The 16,802-nt window shown below is 62.9% G+C and carries 19 protein-coding genes; 10 read left to right on the forward strand and 9 right to left on the reverse strand.

What is annotated here, in order from left to right; genetic code table 11:
- On the forward strand, positions 1-1,495 hold a 1,495-nt coding region (rpoD, locus tag RMO89_RS12150), incomplete at its 5' end, for an RNA polymerase sigma factor RpoD (protein WP_310533384.1).
- Positions 1,496-1,627: 132 nt separating this feature from the next.
- On the opposite strand, the gene RMO89_RS12155 is transcribed toward rpoD, so the two are convergent.
- Complete coding sequence (locus RMO89_RS12155; RefSeq protein WP_310533386.1) at positions 1,628-3,340, reverse strand: M20/M25/M40 family metallo-hydrolase; 1,713 nt, start codon at positions 3,338-3,340, stop codon at positions 1,628-1,630.
- Between the two features lie 159 nt (positions 3,341-3,499).
- Between RMO89_RS12155 and rpiB the strand changes: the two genes are divergently transcribed.
- The 7 genes from rpiB (at position 3,500) to RMO89_RS12190 (ending at position 7,792) form a co-directional block, all read left to right on the forward strand.
- The gene (rpiB, locus tag RMO89_RS12160) at positions 3,500-3,937 is read left to right on the forward strand and encodes a ribose 5-phosphate isomerase B (protein ID WP_310533387.1); all 438 of its coding nucleotides are present in this window, start codon (positions 3,500-3,502) and stop codon (positions 3,935-3,937) included.
- A gap of 13 nt (positions 3,938-3,950) precedes the next feature.
- The gene (gene glyA / locus RMO89_RS12165) at positions 3,951-5,243 is read left to right on the forward strand and encodes a serine hydroxymethyltransferase (RefSeq protein WP_310533388.1); all 1,293 of its coding nucleotides are present in this window, start codon (positions 3,951-3,953) and stop codon (positions 5,241-5,243) included.
- Between the two features lie 3 nt (positions 5,244-5,246).
- Positions 5,247-5,465 carry a hypothetical protein gene (locus tag RMO89_RS12170; protein ID WP_310533390.1) on the forward strand — a complete coding sequence of 73 codons (219 nt, stop codon included), beginning with the start codon at positions 5,247-5,249 and terminating at the stop codon, positions 5,463-5,465.
- 6 nt (positions 5,466-5,471) lie between these two features.
- On the forward strand, positions 5,472-5,933 hold the full coding sequence (gene nrdR, locus RMO89_RS12175; RefSeq protein WP_310533391.1) for a transcriptional regulator NrdR: 462 nt from the start codon (positions 5,472-5,474) through the stop codon (positions 5,931-5,933).
- Positions 5,917-6,690 carry an RNA methyltransferase gene (locus RMO89_RS12180; RefSeq protein WP_310533392.1) on the forward strand — a complete coding sequence of 258 codons (774 nt, stop codon included), beginning with the start codon at positions 5,917-5,919 and terminating at the stop codon, positions 6,688-6,690. Before nrdR ends, RMO89_RS12180 begins: the two co-directional genes overlap by 17 nt.
- Positions 6,691-6,842: 152 nt before the next feature.
- Entirely contained in the window at positions 6,843-7,457 is a 615-nt protein-coding gene (rpsD, locus tag RMO89_RS12185) for a 30S ribosomal protein S4 (RefSeq protein ID WP_310533393.1), read from the forward strand.
- 167 nt (positions 7,458-7,624) lie between these two features.
- Entirely contained in the window at positions 7,625-7,792 is a 168-nt protein-coding gene (locus RMO89_RS12190; protein WP_310533394.1) for a hypothetical protein, read from the forward strand.
- Positions 7,793-7,834: 42 nt separating this feature from the next.
- Here the strand turns inward: RMO89_RS12190 and tgt are convergent, their stop codons facing one another.
- The 7 genes from tgt to RMO89_RS12225 form a co-directional block, all read right to left on the reverse strand.
- Complete coding sequence (gene tgt / locus RMO89_RS12195) at positions 7,835-8,956, reverse strand: tRNA guanosine(34) transglycosylase Tgt (protein WP_310533395.1); 1,122 nt, start codon at positions 8,954-8,956, stop codon at positions 7,835-7,837.
- 45 nt (positions 8,957-9,001) lie between these two features.
- A complete protein-coding gene (locus tag RMO89_RS12200; RefSeq protein WP_310533396.1) occupies positions 9,002-9,466 on the reverse strand; it encodes a hypothetical protein in 465 nt (154 codons plus the stop codon).
- A 2-nt stretch (positions 9,467-9,468) separates the two neighbouring features.
- On the reverse strand, positions 9,469-10,497 hold the full coding sequence (gene queA, locus RMO89_RS12205) for a tRNA preQ1(34) S-adenosylmethionine ribosyltransferase-isomerase QueA (protein ID WP_310533397.1): 1,029 nt from the start codon (positions 10,495-10,497) through the stop codon (positions 9,469-9,471).
- Between the two features lie 12 nt (positions 10,498-10,509).
- Positions 10,510-11,214, reverse strand: a complete 705-nt coding sequence (locus RMO89_RS12210; protein ID WP_409035546.1) for a peptidylprolyl isomerase — start codon at positions 11,212-11,214, stop codon at positions 10,510-10,512.
- A 122-nt stretch (positions 11,215-11,336) separates the two neighbouring features.
- The gene (gene coaD, locus RMO89_RS12215; RefSeq protein WP_310533399.1) at positions 11,337-11,861 is read right to left on the reverse strand and encodes a pantetheine-phosphate adenylyltransferase; all 525 of its coding nucleotides are present in this window, start codon (positions 11,859-11,861) and stop codon (positions 11,337-11,339) included.
- Between the two features lies 1 nt (position 11,862).
- Positions 11,863-12,759 (reverse strand): farnesyl diphosphate synthase, encoded by an 897-nt coding sequence (locus RMO89_RS12220; RefSeq protein ID WP_310533400.1) that lies wholly within the window; start codon positions 12,757-12,759, stop codon positions 11,863-11,865.
- 9 nt (positions 12,760-12,768) lie between these two features.
- Positions 12,769-13,008, reverse strand: coding sequence for an exodeoxyribonuclease VII small subunit (locus tag RMO89_RS12225; protein ID WP_310533401.1), 240 nt, complete (start codon positions 13,006-13,008; stop codon positions 12,769-12,771).
- Between the two features lie 60 nt (positions 13,009-13,068).
- Here RMO89_RS12225 and RMO89_RS12230 point away from each other — a divergent pair, with 60 nt between their 5' ends.
- Together RMO89_RS12230 and purL are read left to right on the forward strand one after the other, a co-directional pair.
- A complete protein-coding gene (locus tag RMO89_RS12230; protein WP_310533402.1) occupies positions 13,069-13,467 on the forward strand; it encodes a DUF2177 family protein in 399 nt (132 codons plus the stop codon).
- A gap of 33 nt (positions 13,468-13,500) precedes the next feature.
- Positions 13,501-15,675: a phosphoribosylformylglycinamidine synthase subunit PurL gene (gene purL, locus RMO89_RS12235; RefSeq protein WP_310533403.1), complete on the forward strand. Its 2,175-nt coding sequence runs from the start codon at positions 13,501-13,503 to the stop codon at positions 15,673-15,675.
- A 181-nt stretch (positions 15,676-15,856) separates the two neighbouring features.
- On the opposite strand, the gene RMO89_RS12240 is transcribed toward purL, so the two are convergent.
- Positions 15,857-16,702 carry a Coq4 family protein gene (locus RMO89_RS12240; protein ID WP_310533404.1) on the reverse strand — a complete coding sequence of 282 codons (846 nt, stop codon included), beginning with the start codon at positions 16,700-16,702 and terminating at the stop codon, positions 15,857-15,859.
- Positions 16,703-16,802: the final 100 nt, after the last annotated feature.

Here is a 16,802-nt window from a genome sequence, read left to right on the forward strand (position 1 = left end):
GCAGCTGCGCGAGATCCTCGATCTCGACGCAATGCTTTCCAAGGAGCCCGCGCCCGAAGCCCTGACCGAAGACGGTGAGGAAGAAGGCAGCGGCGAAATTACCGAGGCGACTGCCGGCCCGACCTTCAAGGAAGAAGAAGAGGTCGAGGAAGAACCCGCCGACGAGGAAGACGAAGAAGGCATCGAGCGCCGCGCCCGCCGTCCGGCTGAGGAAGAGGAAGAGGACAACACCCTCAGCCTCGCCCAGATGGAAGCCCAGCTGAAGCCTGAGGCGCTGGAAAAGTTCGCGCTGATCACCAGCGTCTTCCGCAAGTTCGAGAAGATCCAGAACGAGCGTCTCGCCGCGATGAATGCCGGCGACACGTTCTCATCGGCCAAGGAAAAGCAGTATCACGCCCTGCGTGAAGAGCTGACCGCGCACGTTGAAAGCGTCAAGTTCCATGCGACCAAGATCGAATTTCTGGTCGACAACATCTATGCCTTCAACCGCAGGCTGACTGCGCTTGGCGGCCAGATGCTGCGTCTGGCAGAACGCCACAAGGTGAACCGCAAGGACTTCCTTGACAGCTACATCGGCCACGAGCTTGATGATGCGTGGCTGGCTTCACAGGCCGGCAAGGACAAGAAGTGGGCGGCCTTCGCCGAGAACGAGGCCGACGCTGTCGAGCGCATCCGCGCCGAGGTTTCGGACATCGCCTCTGCCACCGGCATGGCGCTTCAGGAATTCCGCCGCATCGTCAACATGGTCCAGAAGGCGGAGCGCGAAGCGCGCATTGCCAAGAAGGAAATGGTCGAGGCGAACCTGCGTCTGGTGATCTCGATCGCCAAGAAGTACACCAACCGCGGCCTGCAGTTCCTTGACCTAATTCAGGAAGGTAACATCGGCCTGATGAAGGCGGTCGACAAGTTCGAGTATCGCCGCGGCTACAAGTTCTCTACCTATGCCACCTGGTGGATCCGGCAGGCCATCACGCGCTCAATCGCTGATCAGGCGCGCACGATCCGCATCCCTGTTCACATGATCGAGACGATCAACAAGCTGGTCCGCACCAGCCGCCAGTTCCTTCACGAGCAGGGCCGCGAGCCCACACCCGAGGAAATGGCAGAACGGCTTTCGATGCCGCTCGAAAAGGTGCGCAAGGTGATGAAGATCGCCAAGGAGCCGATCTCCCTCGAAACGCCGATCGGCGACGAGGAAGATTCGCACCTCGGGGATTTCATCGAGGACAAGAACGCGATCATTCCGGTCGATGCGGCTATTCAGGCCAACCTCAAGGAAACGGTCACCCGCGTCCTTGCCAGCCTGACCCCGCGCGAGGAACGCGTGCTGCGTATGCGTTTCGGCATCGGCATGAACACCGATCATACGCTGGAAGAAGTCGGCCAGCAGTTCTCGGTGACGCGCGAACGTATTCGCCAGATCGAAGCCAAGGCGCTGCGCAAGCTGAAGCACCCGAGCCGGTCACGCAAGATGCGCTCGTTCCTCGATCAGTAAAAATATTTGCAGCGCCGGGAACCAATCCCGGCCTGCGGTGTTTCGCAGTCAGGACGATAGTTCTTCGGAACGGTTGATCCAGGAAAACCCCGTTGCAGAAATGCAGCGGGGTTTATCCGTTTTGGGACTGCTTCAGGCTGCGGGTTTTGTGATCGGGATCGGCTCGGCCGCCTTGTCGTTTGAATAGATCGCGATGGTATCGGCCATGGGGTCAAGGCGGACCCACAGCGATATGATCACTGCCGCAGCCAGTGCCGCCAAGGCCAGACGCCTGCCCATCGGTTTGCCCACCCCGGGCCAGACCAGCAAAACCGCAAGCGAGCCGAGCGCCAGTTGCAGAACGGTGGCAAACGGAATGCTTGGTCCCACGCCCTGCATTACGAAGTGGCCGAGATAGACCTCATAGCCCAGCACCAACGCAGCAATGACCCCGCCGGCAATCTTGCCCGCTGCACCCTTCAGGTTAATCGCCAGCGCCACCAGCACCAGCGGGACCAGCACGACATAGGCAGCAGTCGGCGCAAAGGCCTGCGCGCTGGCCCCTATCAACAGCAAGGGTAGTGCCGCGCCGATCTGCCGCGCCTTGATCTGCTGGATGCGGAACAGCAGCAAGTAGAAGGCCACGCTTGCCGCCGCCGCCATGCCTTCAAGCAGAGCGATCGCCGCAAGCCGGTCGTAATAGTTCGCCTCCCTGCCCGCGCCGGACAACAGGTTTAGCAGGAACAGCGCCAGCGCCGCGCCAAGGATCAGCAGAACCATCCGCGCCGCGCCTTCGGCCATCTGCTTGCCGCGCAGGCCGCGCGCCGCGTAGCCAAGGCCCAGGACGATCGCTCCAACCATCAGCCAGCCGATCCACACTGGATAGCTGACGAGGAACAGCCCGAAGACATCGAATAACACCACGTCCGGCGCAGGTGCCGGCAGTTGATCGGCACGCAGCAAGGCATCAGTGAGCGCCAGCACTTGACCGCCCATGTCCTGCAACGCCCCCTGATCGAGCGCATCCGGCGTGGCCTTGGGCGAATGGTACAGCCCCGGCCGGCCGATAAAGGCGAAGTTATAGCCCGGCTTGCTCGCCCGCAGTGACACGGACAAGTCCGTGTCGTTCGGCAGGACGCTGTAGATGAAGGTTGCGAGCGAAGAGGCTCCCGGCCGGCTGACCGCATCGGCGTACAGAGCGATCGCCGCCCCGTTCTGAGGCGATGTTTCGAAAAGCGTTGTCCGCCCCCCGCCCCCGCGCGCTTCCATGTTGACGATCGTGCCAACGCGGTCGCGGATCGGATCGGAGGCGAAGAACGCCTCGGCGCCCGACAGGCCAAGTTCCTCGGCATCGGTCAGGATCACGATCAGGTCACGCTTCGCCAGCCCGCGTTCCCGAACTGCGCGCACTGTCTCGAGGATCGTCGCGACGCCGGCCGTGTCATCGGAAGCACCGGGCGATCCCCAAACTGTGTCGTGATGCGCCATCAGGGCGACCGCTGGCAGGGAGCGATCCTTGCCGGGAAGCACGCCGACGATGTTGACCATCTCGGTCGGCGCGTGGACGCCCTTGGACCAGCCCTTCATCCGCTCGGTCGAACGCAGCGGCAAAGGAAGCACAGTCTCGCGCGTTTCCAGCCCCATCGCGCGCAGACGCTCGACGATATGGCGGCGAACTTCCGCGTTTTCCGCCGTGCCGGTGGCGTGCGGACGCGCCGCAATCACGCGGACATCGGCCATCGCGCGGGCGGCGGAAAAGGCGTTTGCCGCAGAGTTCGCCGGGAGAGGCCCCGGAGGCGTCGTGCCGATGATCGCCAGCACCAGCGCCGCGATCACGGCAAGGGCAAATCCGGTCCAGAGCTTCATTCTTGTCCTCCCAATCCCGGCGCGATTGATGCTCGCCGCGCCCGCCCGAGTCAAACCGCGCCCCGGACTGTGCAGATTCGCGCATTGCGGGTGGCATCGTGGCAGGCTTGCCCCTATGGGGTGCCCAGCCGATTCCCACCAAAGAGACGAGCAGCGCCGATGAGAATTGCCATCGCATCCGATCACGCCGCGGTCGATCTGAAGGCGACCTTGCGCGAGTACCTGATCGGCCTCGGTCACGAGGTTGCTGACCTTGGCCCTGAAACGGCCGACCGGGTCGATTATCCCGACTATGGCTACAAGCTGGCCGCCATCGTGGCAGATGGCACCGCCGAACGCGGCGTGGCCCTGTGCGGTTCAGGCATCGGCATCTCGATCGCCGTCAACCGCCACCCCAAGCTGCGCTGTGCGCTCGTGTCCGAGCCGCTCTCCGCCGCCCTGGCGCGCGAACACAACGATGCCAACTGCATCGCGATGGGCGCCCGGCTGACCGGAGAGGACATGGCCAAGGCCTGCCTCGACGCTTTCCTTTCGACCGAATTCGGCGGAGGCCGCCACGCCGGCCGCGTCGACAAGCTTTCCAACCCATCTTGCTGAACAGGGATCTGAGATGACCGCCGTCACCCCCAATGGCTTCTTCACTGCCGGCCTCGCTGCGACTGACCCCGAAATTGCGGGCTGGATCGGCAAGGAACTCGGCCGCCAGCGCGACAAGATCGAGCTGATTGCCTCAGAAAACATCTGTTCGAAAGCCGTGCTCGAGGCCGCCGGTTCGATCCTGACCAACAAGTATGCCGAAGGCTATCCGGGCAAGCGCTATTACGGCGGCTGCGAATATGTCGACGAGATCGAGACGCTGGCGATCGAGCGCGCGAAGAAGCTGTTTGGCGCCAATTTTGCCAACGTGCAGCCCAATTCGGGCAGCCAGATGAACCAGGCCGTGTTCCTCGCTCTGCTGCAGCCGGGCGACACGTTCATGGGGCTCGACCTCAACGCCGGGGGCCACCTCACCCACGGCAGCCCCGTCAACATGAGCGGCAAGTGGTTTAACCCTGTACCCTACACCGTGCGCGCCGACGATCACCGCATCGACATGGACGAGGTCGCTCGCATCGCGCGGGAGTGCAAGCCGAAGCTGATCATCTGCGGCGGCACCGCCTATTCACGCACCTGGGATTTCCCGCGTTTCCGCGAGATCGCTGATGAAGTGGGCGCTTACCTGCTTGCCGACATGAGCCACTTCTCGGGCCTCGTCGCCGGCGGAGTCCACCCCTCGCCAGTTCCCCACGCCCATGTAACGACCACGACGACGCACAAGAGCCTGCGCGGCCCCCGTTCGGGCATCATCCTGTCGAACGACGAGGCGCTCGCCAAGAAGCTGAACACGGCGATCTTCCCGGGTCTGCAGGGCGGTCCGCTGATGCACATCATCGCTGCCAAGGCAGTGGCCTTTGCCGAAGCGATGACGCCGGAATTCAAGGCCTATGCCCAGGCCGTGGCTGACAATGCCAAGGCGCTCGCCGCCTCGCTACAGGCCAACGGGCTCGACATCGTGTCGGGCGGCACGGACAACCACCTGATGCTGGTTGACCTGACTTCGAAGGACATCACCGGCAAGTCCACCGAAAAGGGTCTCGATCGCGCCGCCATCACTTGCAACAAGAACGGCATCCCGAACGACTCACGCTCGCCCTTCGTCACCTCGGGCATCCGCCTTGGCACGCCGGCCGGCACGACACGCGGGTTCGGCGTTGCCGAGTTCACGCAGATCGGCGGACTTATTGCTGAAGTCGTCGAAGGAATGCGTAAGAACGGCGAAGATGGTGACGCGCAGGTGGAACAATCGGTCAAGGCGCGCGTAGAAGAGCTTTGCGCCCGATTCCCCATCTACGAAGGAATGTGACCGATGACCGACAATAACCCCAATAGCGGCGATCTTATCGAGGATCTGAAGGTCGAAGTCGTCGGCATGGCCAAGGACGGCGCCCGCCATCCTTCGACCAAGCCCGTGTTGACCGGCCTCGCCATTGGTGCGGCGGCGGGCTGGATCCTTCCGGTCGTGTCGCTGCCGCTCGGCGCGCTCGCCGGTGCCGGCTTCATGCTCTACAAGCGGGTCCGACCGTAACCGCCGATGCGTTGCCCGTTCTGCGCCCATGACGACAGCCAGGTAAAGGACTCGCGTCCGACCGAGGACAACACCGCGATCCGTCGCCGCCGTCAGTGCGAAGGCTGCGGCGCGCGCTTCACCACGTTCGAACGGGTCCAGCTGCGCGAAATCATCGTGCTCAAGAGTAACGACGCGCGTGAACCGTTTGACCGACAGAAAATCGAACAGTCCGTCTCCCTCGCCTGCCGCAAGCGCGGTATTGCACAGGAACGGATCGACCAACTCGTGTCCGGCATACAACGTCAGATCGAGACCATGGGGGAGATCGAAGTTCCCTCGCGGACTATCGGCGAAATGGTGATGGAAGGCCTGCGCCAGCTCGATTCAGTCGCCTACATCCGCTTCGCCTCGGTCTACCGCGATTTCGGTGACGCCAAGGACTTTGAGGAATTTGCCGGAACGGTGCGCGATGTCGGCAAGCACTAAGCCCGTCATCGTCCTCGTCCGCCCGCAACTTGCCGAGAACATTGGTAAGGCGGCGCGTGCCATGCTCAATTTCGGCCTTACCGAGATGCGCCTGGTTTCGCCGCGCGATGGCTGGCCCAATCCCAGCGCGGGACCGGCTACGGCCGGGGCGGATATCGTCCTGGCCGAGGCGCAGGTGTTCGAGAGCCTCGCGGAGGCGGTGCACGATTGCTCGCATGTCTATGCGACGACTGTCCGCAAGCGCGGTGTGACCAAACCAGTCATGACCCCCGAACAGGCGGCGCAGACGATCCACCGCGATGTCGCCCGCTCGGCCATTGTCTTCGGGCCTGAGCGGTCTGGACTTGAAACCGAGGATGTCGCGTTGGCCCGCACGATCATCACCGTGCCGATCAACCCGGACTTCGCCTCGCTCAACCTCGCGCAGGCGGTGATGCTGTGTGTTTATGAGTGGTCGAAACTGGTCGATCTGGCGCAGCCGACGGTCGAGGAACTGCTGCCCCCGGCGCCGCAGGAAGACCTTGAGGGCATGATAGGCCAGATGGAAGCCCTGCTGACCCCGCGCGGCTACTTCAACCCGCCATCGCGGGCCATGCCGACCCGCCTGACCTTGCGCGCCATGCTGACCAAACCCGGCTGGAATCACCTCGAGGTGCGGACCATGCGCGGCGTGCTTTCGGCCATGGAACGCCTGCCGGGCAGCAAACCGGGCGACAACCGGCGCGGCAAGCCCCAAACCCCGCCCGATGATGCTTGACCTTCTGGCCCCTCGCCGCTAAGCGCGCGCCTTCGCAATTGATCCCGCACCCCGGTGAAGCGGCGATCGCGTTCCAGAATTGCTGGAACGGTGCGTGTCCGGGCTAGAAGCTTCAGCACAACGCTGCAGCACGCAAGTTGAAAGGAATGCCTGTGTCAAAGCGCAAGGCTTCAAAGCATAAGATTGACCGCCGTCTTGGCGAAAACATCTGGGGTCGTCCCAAGAGCTCGGTCAACCGCCGCGCCTATGGCCCGGGCCAGCACGGCCAGCGCCGCAAGAGCAAGATCTCGGACTTCGGCATCCAGCTGCGCGCCAAGCAGAAGCTCAAGGGCTACTACGGCGACGTGACCGAGAAGCAGTTCAAGCGCACCTATCAGGAAGCGTCGAAGATGAAGGGCGATACCGGTCAGAACCTGATCGGCCTGCTCGAACAGCGCCTCGACATGGTCGTGTACCGCGCCAAGTTCGCGCCGACCATCTTCGCTGCCCGTCAGGTTGTTTCGCACGGCCACATCCGCGTGAACGGCGTGCGCTGCAACATCGCCAGCCGCCGCGTTCGCCCCGGTGACATCATCAGCCTTGGCGAAAAGGCCAAGGAAATGGCGCTGATCATCGAAGCCCAGGGCCTCGCCGAGCGCGAAATCCCTGAGTACGTCGCACCCGACGGCAACGACAAGATCACCTTCGTCCGCGTTCCCACGCTTGACGAAGTGCCTTACCCGGTGAAGATGGAACCGAATCTGGTCGTCGAATTCTATTCGCGCTGATCCAGCCGGCTCGTGCCGAAATATGCAGGGCGGTCCTTCGGGGCCGCCCTTCGCATTTGTAGACACATGGCTATGGGAACTGCCTCAAGACCAGAGCACAAGCTGTTGGCAGGAAATGCGATAAGCTGCGGGAACGAGTGAAACGATCCCGCGTTTGAGCGTGCAAGATGTTCAATTATCGCTTTGTCACCCCGCATCGCGCCGGGAAATGGTACTCTGATCTGCATACCGCGCAGCAGCAAGCCTGTGCGATTGGCGCGGGATTTCTCGACCCAAAATCCGGGTTTTTCGTTGCCTATCGCGGCACACTGCTCGAAACGATCAAGCGGGACTAAAGAGCCGTCCTTGCGTTTTGCGTTGCAGCCAAAGTTCCACGATCAATTCAAGTAAGACTGCCGGAACTTGTTAGCGAACAGGCCGAACTGACCGGCGCCGATCGCATCGCGCATGGCCTGCATCAGCGACTGGTAGAACCACAGGTTGTGTTCCGTCATCAGCATGGCGCCAAGCATTTCGCCCGACTTGATCAGGTGATGCAGGTAAGCGCGGCTGTAGTCGCGGCAGGCCGGGCAACTGCATTTATCATCGAGCGGCGCGAAGTCCTCGGCATGCTTGGCGTTGCGCAGGTTGAGCGGGCCGTTCCAAGTGAAGGCCTGCCCGTTGCGGCCCGAACGTGTGGGAAGAACGCAATCGAACATGTCGACCCCGCGTTCGACCGCGCCGACAAGATCGTCAGGCTTGCCCACGCCCATCAGGTAGCGCGGGCGGTCTGCAGGCAGTTGCCCCGGCGCAAAATCGAGCGTAGCGAACATCGCCTCCTGCCCCTCACCCACAGCAAGTCCACCGATCGCGTAGCCATCGAAGCCGACTTCGGCCAAGGCCTCGGCGCTCTGGCGGCGGAGGCCCTCGTCCAGCGCGCCTTGCTGGATGCCGAACAGGGCGGATCGCTCGGCGTGATCGCCGCCCGCGTCAAAGGCGTCGCGGCTGCGTTTGGCCCAGCGCATCGACATTTCCATCGATCGGGCAATGACATCGCGAGGCTGGTCGGCGCGGGGGCATTCGTCAAAACACATGACGATGTCCGAGCCGAGCAGGCGCTGGATCTCCATTGACCGTTCCGGGCTGAGCAGGTGGCGCGAGCCATCGAGGTGGCTGGCGAAGGTCACCCCCTCCTCGGTAATCTTGCGCAGGTCGCTGAGGCTCATCACCTGATAGCCGCCGCTGTCGGTCAGGATCGGGCGATCCCAGTTCATGAACTTGTGCAACCCGCCAAGCCGCGCCACGCGTTCCGCGCCCGGACGAAGCATCAGGTGATAGGTGTTGCCGAGGATGATGTCGGCCCCCGCCGCTCGAACGCCTTCGGGCTTCATGCCCTTGACCGTCGCCGCCGTGCCCACCGGCATGAAGGCAGGCGTGCGGATGTCGCCGCGCCGCATGCGGATCGTGCCGGTGCGGGCCTTGCCATCGGTGGCGTGAATGGTGAAATCGAAACGGGACATGGCCTGCGCGCTTAGCCGCACGCGCGGCCTTTCGCCAGTCCCGAGCTACTTGCCCTGCGGCGGCAAGAACGCGAGCGGATCGATGTATTTCGTGAAGGCCTCGAGACCGGCAGCGGCCTCGCGGTTTCCGAGCAATTCCTGCATCGCCATCTTGCCAAAGGCTTCCCCGGCAGCGCGGAACGCATCGGGGCTGCGCGACTTGATCAGGCCACGCGAAATTTCGCCGCAATCGCCCATGACGAGACGGGTAAAGGTGGCGGCCATCTTGCGGTCCATCTTCTCCTTGCTGTCGGGCGAGACGGTCGCGATGTCCTTGATTTGCGGGGCTGAGCCGAGCGATGCGACCATCCAGCGGGCGAAATCCAGTCGGTCGGCACCGGTTGACTTCATGGTAAGGCAATTGCCGAGTTCATTGGCCGTCGGTTCAGCCGCATCCTGAGCGGCGGCCGGCAAGGCCAGTGCGAGGATGACGAAGGCAATCGGGGCAAGGCGCATGGCAGTCGTCTCCATGATCAAGGCAGCAACAGGCTGGAATCGCCGTAGGAATAAAACCGATAGCCCTCGGCGATGGCATGGGCATAGGCTTTTTGCATCCGCTCTCTGCCCATCAGTGCAGAAACCAGCATGAACAGCGTGCTTTTGGGCAAGTGGAAGTTGGTCATGAGGCCGCCCACCGCGCGGAAGCGGTAACCCGGGGTGATAAAGATCGCGGTGTCACCGGCGAAGGGCTGGATGGCGCCATCCCGATCGGCCGCGCTTTCGAGCAGGCGCAGGCTGGTGGTGCCCACCGCGATAATGCGGCCGCCGGCGGCGCGTGCTGCGTTGAGCCGGGCAGCGGTTTCGGGTTCGATGCGGCCCCATTCGGCGTGCATGGCGTGGTCGTCGGTGTCCTCGGCCTTGACCGGAAGGAACGTGCCCGCGCCGACATGCAGAGTCAGAATCTCCCGCCCGATGCCCGCCGCATCGATCGTGGTGAGTAGTTCCGGCGTGAAATGCAGTGCGGCGGTGGGAGCGGCGACGGCGCCTGCCTCGTTGGCGAAGATCGTCTGGTAGTCTTCAAGATCGGCGGCATCGGTTGGGCGCTTGCCCGCGATATACGGCGGCAGCGGCATCCTCCCTGCCCGTTCGAGAAGAACTTCGACAGGCTCATCGCCGGCGAATGCCAGCGTCCAGCTGCCATCGGCGTGGCGCTGCTCGGCCGTGGCCGAAACACCTGCCGCAAATACGACCACGTCGCCTTCGTGCAGCCGCTTGCCGTTGCGAATGAAGGCTTGCCAGCGGCGCAAGTCGATCCGCTTGTGCAGCGTCGCACCGATGCGGGCCTCACCGCGTGTGCCTTCAAGCTGGGCAGGAATGACGCGGGTATCGTTGAATACGAGAACGTCACCCGCGCGCAGTTGCGCCGGCAGATCGCGGACAGTCAGGTCCTCGAACGGCGCATTGCCGGCAACCAGCAACATCCGCGCCGAATCACGCGGACGCACGGGGCGCAGCGCGATGTTCTCCGGCGGGAGTTCGAAATCGAAGAGATCAACGCGCACCGCGCATTGCCCTTACTTGGTGCGCGGCTTGGCCTTGGCCACCGGGGCAGCCTTCACCGGCGGAGCGACTACGGGCGCCGGGGCTGGTTCTGCGACAATCGCGATCGGCGGTGCGGGCGGCGGCGGCAACATCTGCGCTTTGCCTTCGCTGGCGAACGATGCCTGGAGGATCTTGGTGGGGTTCACCGGCGGCTCACCGCGCACGATCGTGTCAACCTGGTCCATTCCAGCGATCACCTTGCCGAAATTGGTATAGCGCTTGTCGAGAGCGAAACGCGGATAGAACACGATGAAGAACTGGCTGTTCGCCGTGTCGGGTTCGTTGGTGCGGGCCATCGAGACGGTGCCGCGCATGTGAGGCACCATGTTGAATTCGGCCTTGAGATCGGGAAGGTCGGAACCGCCCTCGCCCGTGCCCTTGGGATCGCCAGTCTGCGCCATGAAGCCATCGATCACGCGGTGGAACACCACGCCGTTGTAAAACCCGCGCCCGACCAGGGTCTTGATACGCTCGACATGATTGGGTGCCCAGGTGGGCATCAGGCGAATCGCGACCCGGCCGCCATTCGACAGGTCGAGCAGCAGGATGTTCTCCGGCTCGAACTTCATGTCGGCGTTTACGGCGGTGTTCAGCAGGACCTGCGGCTTTTCAGCTACGATGTCCTTGTTTTTTTTCTTCGCCATGGCGGGCGTTGCCGCCAGGGACAGGCCCAGCATGATGGAAACGATAAGATTACGCGGCTTCATCTGGTCAACTCTCGTGGCTGGTGCCTTGGGGGTGGCGTGTCGATAGCGCCCGCCAACTGTCATGGCAATGAACAGGCGCAAGGTTCGTAAATTCAATCTCGCGCAAGCCGCGCCGTCTCGGTAATGCGCGCAAGGACATCGGTGCGTACCGGCGGGCTGACGAACTTGGCGATATCGCCGCCATACAGCGCGATTTCCTTGACCAATCGCGAGGCGATGGGCTGCAGGGCCACGTCAGCCATCAGGAAGATCGTTTCGACCTTGTTGTTGAGCTGACGGTTCATCCCAGTGAGCTGATATTCGTATTCGAAGTCGGTCACGCCCCGAATGCCGCGGATCACCACCGAAGCACCCTGTGCATCGGCAAAGTCCATCAGCAACGAATTGAAGCCGACGACTTCGATGTTGGACAGGCCAAGCCCTTCAGCCTCGCGCTGGACCATGGCGATGCGTTCATCGTCATTGAACATGGGCGATTTGGCGATGTTGGTGGTGACGCCGATAACCAGCTTGTCAACCAGCTTGGCCCCGCGCCGGATGATGTCGGCATGGCCCAGCGTGATCGGATCGAAGGTGCCGGGATAGACGCCGATGCGTTCCTTGGGAGCCGTTGCCATATCAGTGGTCCCTCTCGACAACATAGCGCGCCAGCGCCCGCAGCAAGTCTGCTTCCTGCCCGTGCTGGGCCAGATGCGCAATGGCCTGATCGACCAGCATCTGCGCCTGCTGGCGCGCGCGTTCGGGGCCGAAAAGCGAGACGAAGGTCTGCTTTCCGGCGGCCTGATCCTTGCGCAGGGCCTTGCCGGCGGCGGCTTCATCGCCTTCATGGTCAAGCAGGTCGTCGGTGATCTGGAAGGCAAGGCCGATGTCGCGGGCGTAGCCACGCAGGAGCGTTCGGCCTTCGGGCGGCAAGCGGCCAAGGATCGCGCCCATTTCCACTGCGGCCCCAAGCAGCGCCCCGGTCTTGAGCTGCTGGAGCCGGGTGACGGTGCGCAGGTCGAAGCTTTCGCCTTCTGCGACGATGTCCATCATCTGCCCGCCGGCCATGCCGTTCATCCCGGCCGCACGACCTAGCGCGAGCACCAGTTCGGCGCGGGTGAAGGGATCGGGGAACAGGTCGGGATCGGCAATGATCTCGAAGGCAAAGGCATGGAGCGCATCGCCTGCCAGCACCGCAGTCGCCTCGTCAAAGACGCGGTGCACGGTGGGTTTGCCGTGGCGCATGTCATCATCGTCCATGCACGGCAGGTCATCGTGGATCAGCGAATAGACGTGGATCGCCTCTATCGCGACTCCGGCACGCAGCGCGGCGGAGAAATCGACGCCGTAGAGTTCCGCCGTCGCTGTCAGCAGCAGCGGACGCAGCCGCTTGCCACCACCGATCGCGGCATAGCGCATCGCCTCGATCAGCCGGGCGCGGGCATCATCCGGCACCGGCAGCATGGCGTCGAACATGGAATCGACATCGGCGGCAATGCGGGCAAGCGCATCGCTAAGGAGGAGCTTGGCCGGCATTGTTGCCGCTCAGGCGTCAGCGTCAAAGGGAGCGGTGGCGGGCTGGCCGTCTGCGCCCTTGACGATCTTTTCGATCCGCGCAGAAGCCGCATCGAGCCGCGCCTGGCACAGCTTGCGGAGCCGCTCACCCTCTTCATAGAGCGTGATCGAATCGTCGAGCGGCACTTCCCCGCTCTCCAATTTGCGGACAACATCTTCCAGCGCGCGCAGGGCCTGTTCAAATGTCAGTTCTGGGGTCATTTCAGACATGCCGGAACCATTGACCGCGCCGCGCGTCACGGTCAAGCTGCCTTCAGGGAGAAACCGCAGATGAAATGGGTAATCGCTTACGTTTCCGCCGCCGTCAGCTTTGGCGTGCTCGATTTCATCTGGCTCGGATGGGCCGGCAAGAACTTCTATCGCCCGGCCATTGGCGAACTTCTCGCCCCGTCATTCCGCGGCGGTCCGGCGCTGGTGTTCTATGCGATCTACATCGCCGGGATCATCTGGTTTGCCGTGCGCCCCGGCCTTTCTGGCGGGACAAGCGCGGCCCTGCTCAACGGCGCGCTGCTCGGCGGACTGGCCTATGCGACCTATGACCTGACCAATCAGGCGACGATGAAGGTCTGGCCGGTGCACGTGACGGTGGTCGATATCGTCTGGGGTGCCTTTGCCACGGCCATCGCTGCTACGGTCGCCACGTGGGTGACAACACGTTTCGCACCCTAGCCTTTAGGCAAAGTCACGGCTATGGGCGCGCGAATGACCGATATTACGCCAGATGTCGTCGCCGCCCACGGGCTTTCCGAAGCTGAATACGAGCGCGTGCTCCATGCACTCGGGCGCGAGCCGAACCTTGTCGAGCTCGGCATATTCTCGGTCATGTGGTCCGAGCATTGCTCGTACAAATCCAGCCGTTTCCACCTGAAGAAGCTGCCGACCGAAGCGCCGTGGGTGATCTGCGGTCCGGGTGAGAACGCCGGCATCATCGACATCGGTGAAGGTCCCAATGGTGTTCGGCAGGCAGCGATCTTCAAGATGGAGTCGCACAACCACCCCAGCTACATCGAGCCCTATCAGGGCGCGGCGACCGGCGTGGGCGGCATCCTGCGCGACGTGTTCACCATGGGCGCGCGTCCGGTGGCGAACATGAACGCACTTCGCTTTGGCCGGCCTGACCATCCCAAGATGAAGCACCTTGTCCAGGGCGTGGTCGCGGGCATCGGCGGCTATGGCAACTTCGTCGGCGTGCCGACCGTTGGCGGCGAGACGAACTTCCACAAGGCTTATGACGGCAACATCCTCGTCAACGCCATGACCGTGGGCATCGCCGATCAGGACAAGATTTTCTATTCGGCTGCCACCGGCCTCGGCAATCCGATCGTCTATGTCGGATCGAAAACCGGGCGCGATGGGATCCACGGCGCGACTATGGCCAGCGCCGATTTTGGCGATGATATCGATGAAAAGCGCCCGACCGTTCAGGTCGGCGATCCTTTCGTTGAAAAGCTGCTGATCGAGGCCTGCCTTGAACTGATGGCGACCGATGCCATCGTCGCCATTCAGGATATGGGCGCGGCGGGACTGACAAGCTCCAGCGTTGAGATGGCGACCAACGGCAAGGCCGGGATCGTGCTCGACATGGACAAGGTGCCATGCCGCGAACAGGGCATGACGCCCTATGAAATGATGCTGAGCGAAAGCCAGGAGCGCATGCTCATGGTGCTCAAGCCGGGCAAGGAAGCCATGGCCGAGGCGATCTTCCGCAAGTGGGAGCTCGATTTCGCGGTCATCGGCGAAGTGACCGACACCGGCCACATGGTGCTGACCTGGCAAGGCGATGTTGTCTGCGACATTCCACTGGGCCCCCTGGCCGAAGACGCGCCGGAATATGAGCGGCCCTACATGTCGCCGGAAGATTACAAGGCCTGGGCCAATGTCGCTCCGCTGGGTGACGTGCCGGAAAGCACCGACATTGGCGCGGACTTGCTCAAGCTGATGGCCTCCCCCGACCTCGCCAGCCGGCGCTGGATCTGGGAACAGTACGACAGCCAGGTTGGCGCGGACACGCTGCAGAAGAGCGGCGGCGATGCGGCGGTTGTTCGCATCCACGGCACGAAAAAGGCGCTCGCCATGAGCACCGACTGCACCCCGCGGTATTGCTATGCCGATCCGTACGAAGGCGGAAAGCAGGCCGTGGCCGAGACCTATCGCAACATCAGCGCGGTCGGCGCGACGCCGCTGGCGATTACCAACTGCCTCAACCTCGCCAACCCGCAGCGGCCCGAGATCATGGCGCAGATCGTTGGCTGCCTGCAGGGCATGGGCGATGCCTGCCGGGCGCTGGATTACCCGATCGTGAGCGGCAACGTGTCGCTCTATAACGAGAGCAAGGCGACCGGCGGCGGTTCAGCCATTCTTCCGACGCCGGCCATTGGCGGGGTTGGCCTGATGGCTGATCACACCAAGATGGCGACGATTGGGTTCAAGGCTGAGGGTGATGCCATCTGGCTTATCGGCGGCGCAGGCTCACACTTGGGCCAGTCGCTGTGGCTACGGGAAATTGCTGGCCGGGAAGCGGGTGAAGCTCCCAAGGTCGATCTCTCGGTCGAACGTACCAATGGCGAAAAGGTCCGTGCACTGATCGGCGAAGGCAAGATCACGGCCGTCCACGACATTAGCGACGGCGGCCTGATTGTCGCACTCGCCGAAATGGCGCTGGCTGGCGGGATCGGCTGCGAGGTCACCGACCAGCTTGGCACGGCAGGTGCGTTTGGCGAAGACCAGTCGCGATACATCGTGACCGCAGCGTCCGGCACCCAGATTGAGGGAGCGCGGCTGATCGGCAAGGTTAGTGGCAACGCTGTTGCCGGTGTCCCCCTCACCGACCTGCGCGAAGCCAGCGACAGCTTCTTCCGCGACTGGATGGAGGGGTAACCCCTTCCCTACCCGCTTCGTCATCCTGAACTCGGTTCAGGATCCATCGTGCATCATGCCTCGGAGTGTGGAACGGCGCGCTTGGCTGCCGTTGCGCGTTCAGGAAAAGCACCGCGCGTGCGGCTAAATAGATCCTGAAACAAGTTCAGGATGACGTCGGAATTTGCGCGCTTAGGCCCCTTCAGGCCGCCTGCGCCAATCCTTCAACCGGCGCGATCATGTCGTAAGGATCGATGCCGATCTTGCGCCATTCCGTATGGCACTCAGCATATTTGCTGGCAGGAGTGATCTTCAACCGTCGGCGCACTTCCTCGATCGGCAGCGGCAGCAGATCCATGATCGACTGCTCCACCAGCCTTGGGCAAGCCTTGCCGAGGCGCTGGCCTTCACGCACCGCGCCCAGAACCGGGGCCTTGCTCTTCAACCGGGTGCGGATTTCGACGCCGCCGGCATAGCCGAGGAACAGGTGCGCCGGGCTCGGTTGCTGGCCGTATGTAAAGGCCAAAACGCACAGTTCACCCAGTGCGTCGCGGCTGTAGCCGGTCAGCACGTGCATCAGGTCATGCGTGTCGCGCATACGTTCGAAATACCATTCGAAGCGGTCGTTCAGACGAACGCGGTCGCTGCGGAAGGTTTCGTATTCCTCAACCAGTCCGCCGGCAGTCAGCCCTTCGCGTTCCATGAAGTCGCAATAGGCGTGAGCGAGCGATCCGGCAGGCATCCGGCGCAGCGCGGCGTGGTCGTCGAGCAGTGACGGCAGGAAAGCTTCCGCAAGGAACAGCGCCCTGCCATGCTCGCTCTCAAGAAAGCGCGTCGCCTCCTTGTAGATGCCTTTCCACGGCAGGGCTTCGAAGATGTGGAAGACCTGCGTGGTGTCTTCCTTGTTACGGATCAGTGCGCGGAAATGGGTCCAGGCGCGCTTCCAGTCGTACCGGGGGTCGGGGCGACCGGGGATCAGGACAGGCGTTTCGGCGCGCGATTGCTGGGCGGCGGAATCGAAGGCGTCGTGGCTGGCTGGCATTTCCATCCTGCCTAGCTAAGTTTAACTGACATCAATGTCAATAACAAAGCTTTGGCCTATTCCCATACCCAGCGTTCGCGCGGTATGCCGAGCAGCTCAAGCACAC

This window comes from Novosphingobium sp., assembly GCF_031424035.1.
Taxonomy (GTDB): domain Bacteria; phylum Pseudomonadota; class Alphaproteobacteria; order Sphingomonadales; family Sphingomonadaceae; genus Novosphingobium.

Bases quoted from the DNA above. Each gene is read 5' to 3' on its own strand.
- RMO89_RS12190 (WP_310533394.1), top strand. From the start codon at position 7,625: ATGTTCAATTATCGCTTTGTCACCCCGCATCGCGCCGGGAAATGGTAC.
- RMO89_RS12225 (WP_310533401.1), bottom strand. From the start codon at position 13,008: ATGTCTGAAATGACCCCAGAACTGACATTTGAACAGGCCCTGCGCGCG.
- RMO89_RS12210 (WP_409035546.1), bottom strand. From the start codon at position 11,214: ATGCTGGGCCTGTCCCTGGCGGCAACGCCCGCCATGGCGAAGAAAAAA.
- RMO89_RS12155 (WP_310533386.1), bottom strand. From the start codon at position 3,340: ATGAAGCTCTGGACCGGATTTGCCCTTGCCGTGATCGCGGCGCTGGTG.
- glyA (WP_310533388.1), top strand. From the start codon at position 3,951: ATGACCGCCGTCACCCCCAATGGCTTCTTCACTGCCGGCCTCGCTGCG.
- tgt (WP_310533395.1), bottom strand. From the start codon at position 8,956: ATGTCCCGTTTCGATTTCACCATTCACGCCACCGATGGCAAGGCCCGC.
- purL (WP_310533403.1), top strand. From the start codon at position 13,501: ATGACCGATATTACGCCAGATGTCGTCGCCGCCCACGGGCTTTCCGAA.
- RMO89_RS12200 (WP_310533396.1), bottom strand. From the start codon at position 9,466: ATGGAGACGACTGCCATGCGCCTTGCCCCGATTGCCTTCGTCATCCTC.
- RMO89_RS12220 (WP_310533400.1), bottom strand. From the start codon at position 12,759: ATGCCGGCCAAGCTCCTCCTTAGCGATGCGCTTGCCCGCATTGCCGCC.
- RMO89_RS12180 (WP_310533392.1), top strand. From the start codon at position 5,917: ATGTCGGCAAGCACTAAGCCCGTCATCGTCCTCGTCCGCCCGCAACTT.
- nrdR (WP_310533391.1), top strand. From the start codon at position 5,472: ATGCGTTGCCCGTTCTGCGCCCATGACGACAGCCAGGTAAAGGACTCG.
- RMO89_RS12170 (WP_310533390.1), top strand. From the start codon at position 5,247: ATGACCGACAATAACCCCAATAGCGGCGATCTTATCGAGGATCTGAAG.
- rpiB (WP_310533387.1), top strand. From the start codon at position 3,500: ATGAGAATTGCCATCGCATCCGATCACGCCGCGGTCGATCTGAAGGCG.
- RMO89_RS12240 (WP_310533404.1), bottom strand. From the start codon at position 16,702: ATGGAAATGCCAGCCAGCCACGACGCCTTCGATTCCGCCGCCCAGCAA.
- coaD (WP_310533399.1), bottom strand. From the start codon at position 11,861: ATGGCAACGGCTCCCAAGGAACGCATCGGCGTCTATCCCGGCACCTTC.
- RMO89_RS12230 (WP_310533402.1), top strand. From the start codon at position 13,069: ATGAAATGGGTAATCGCTTACGTTTCCGCCGCCGTCAGCTTTGGCGTG.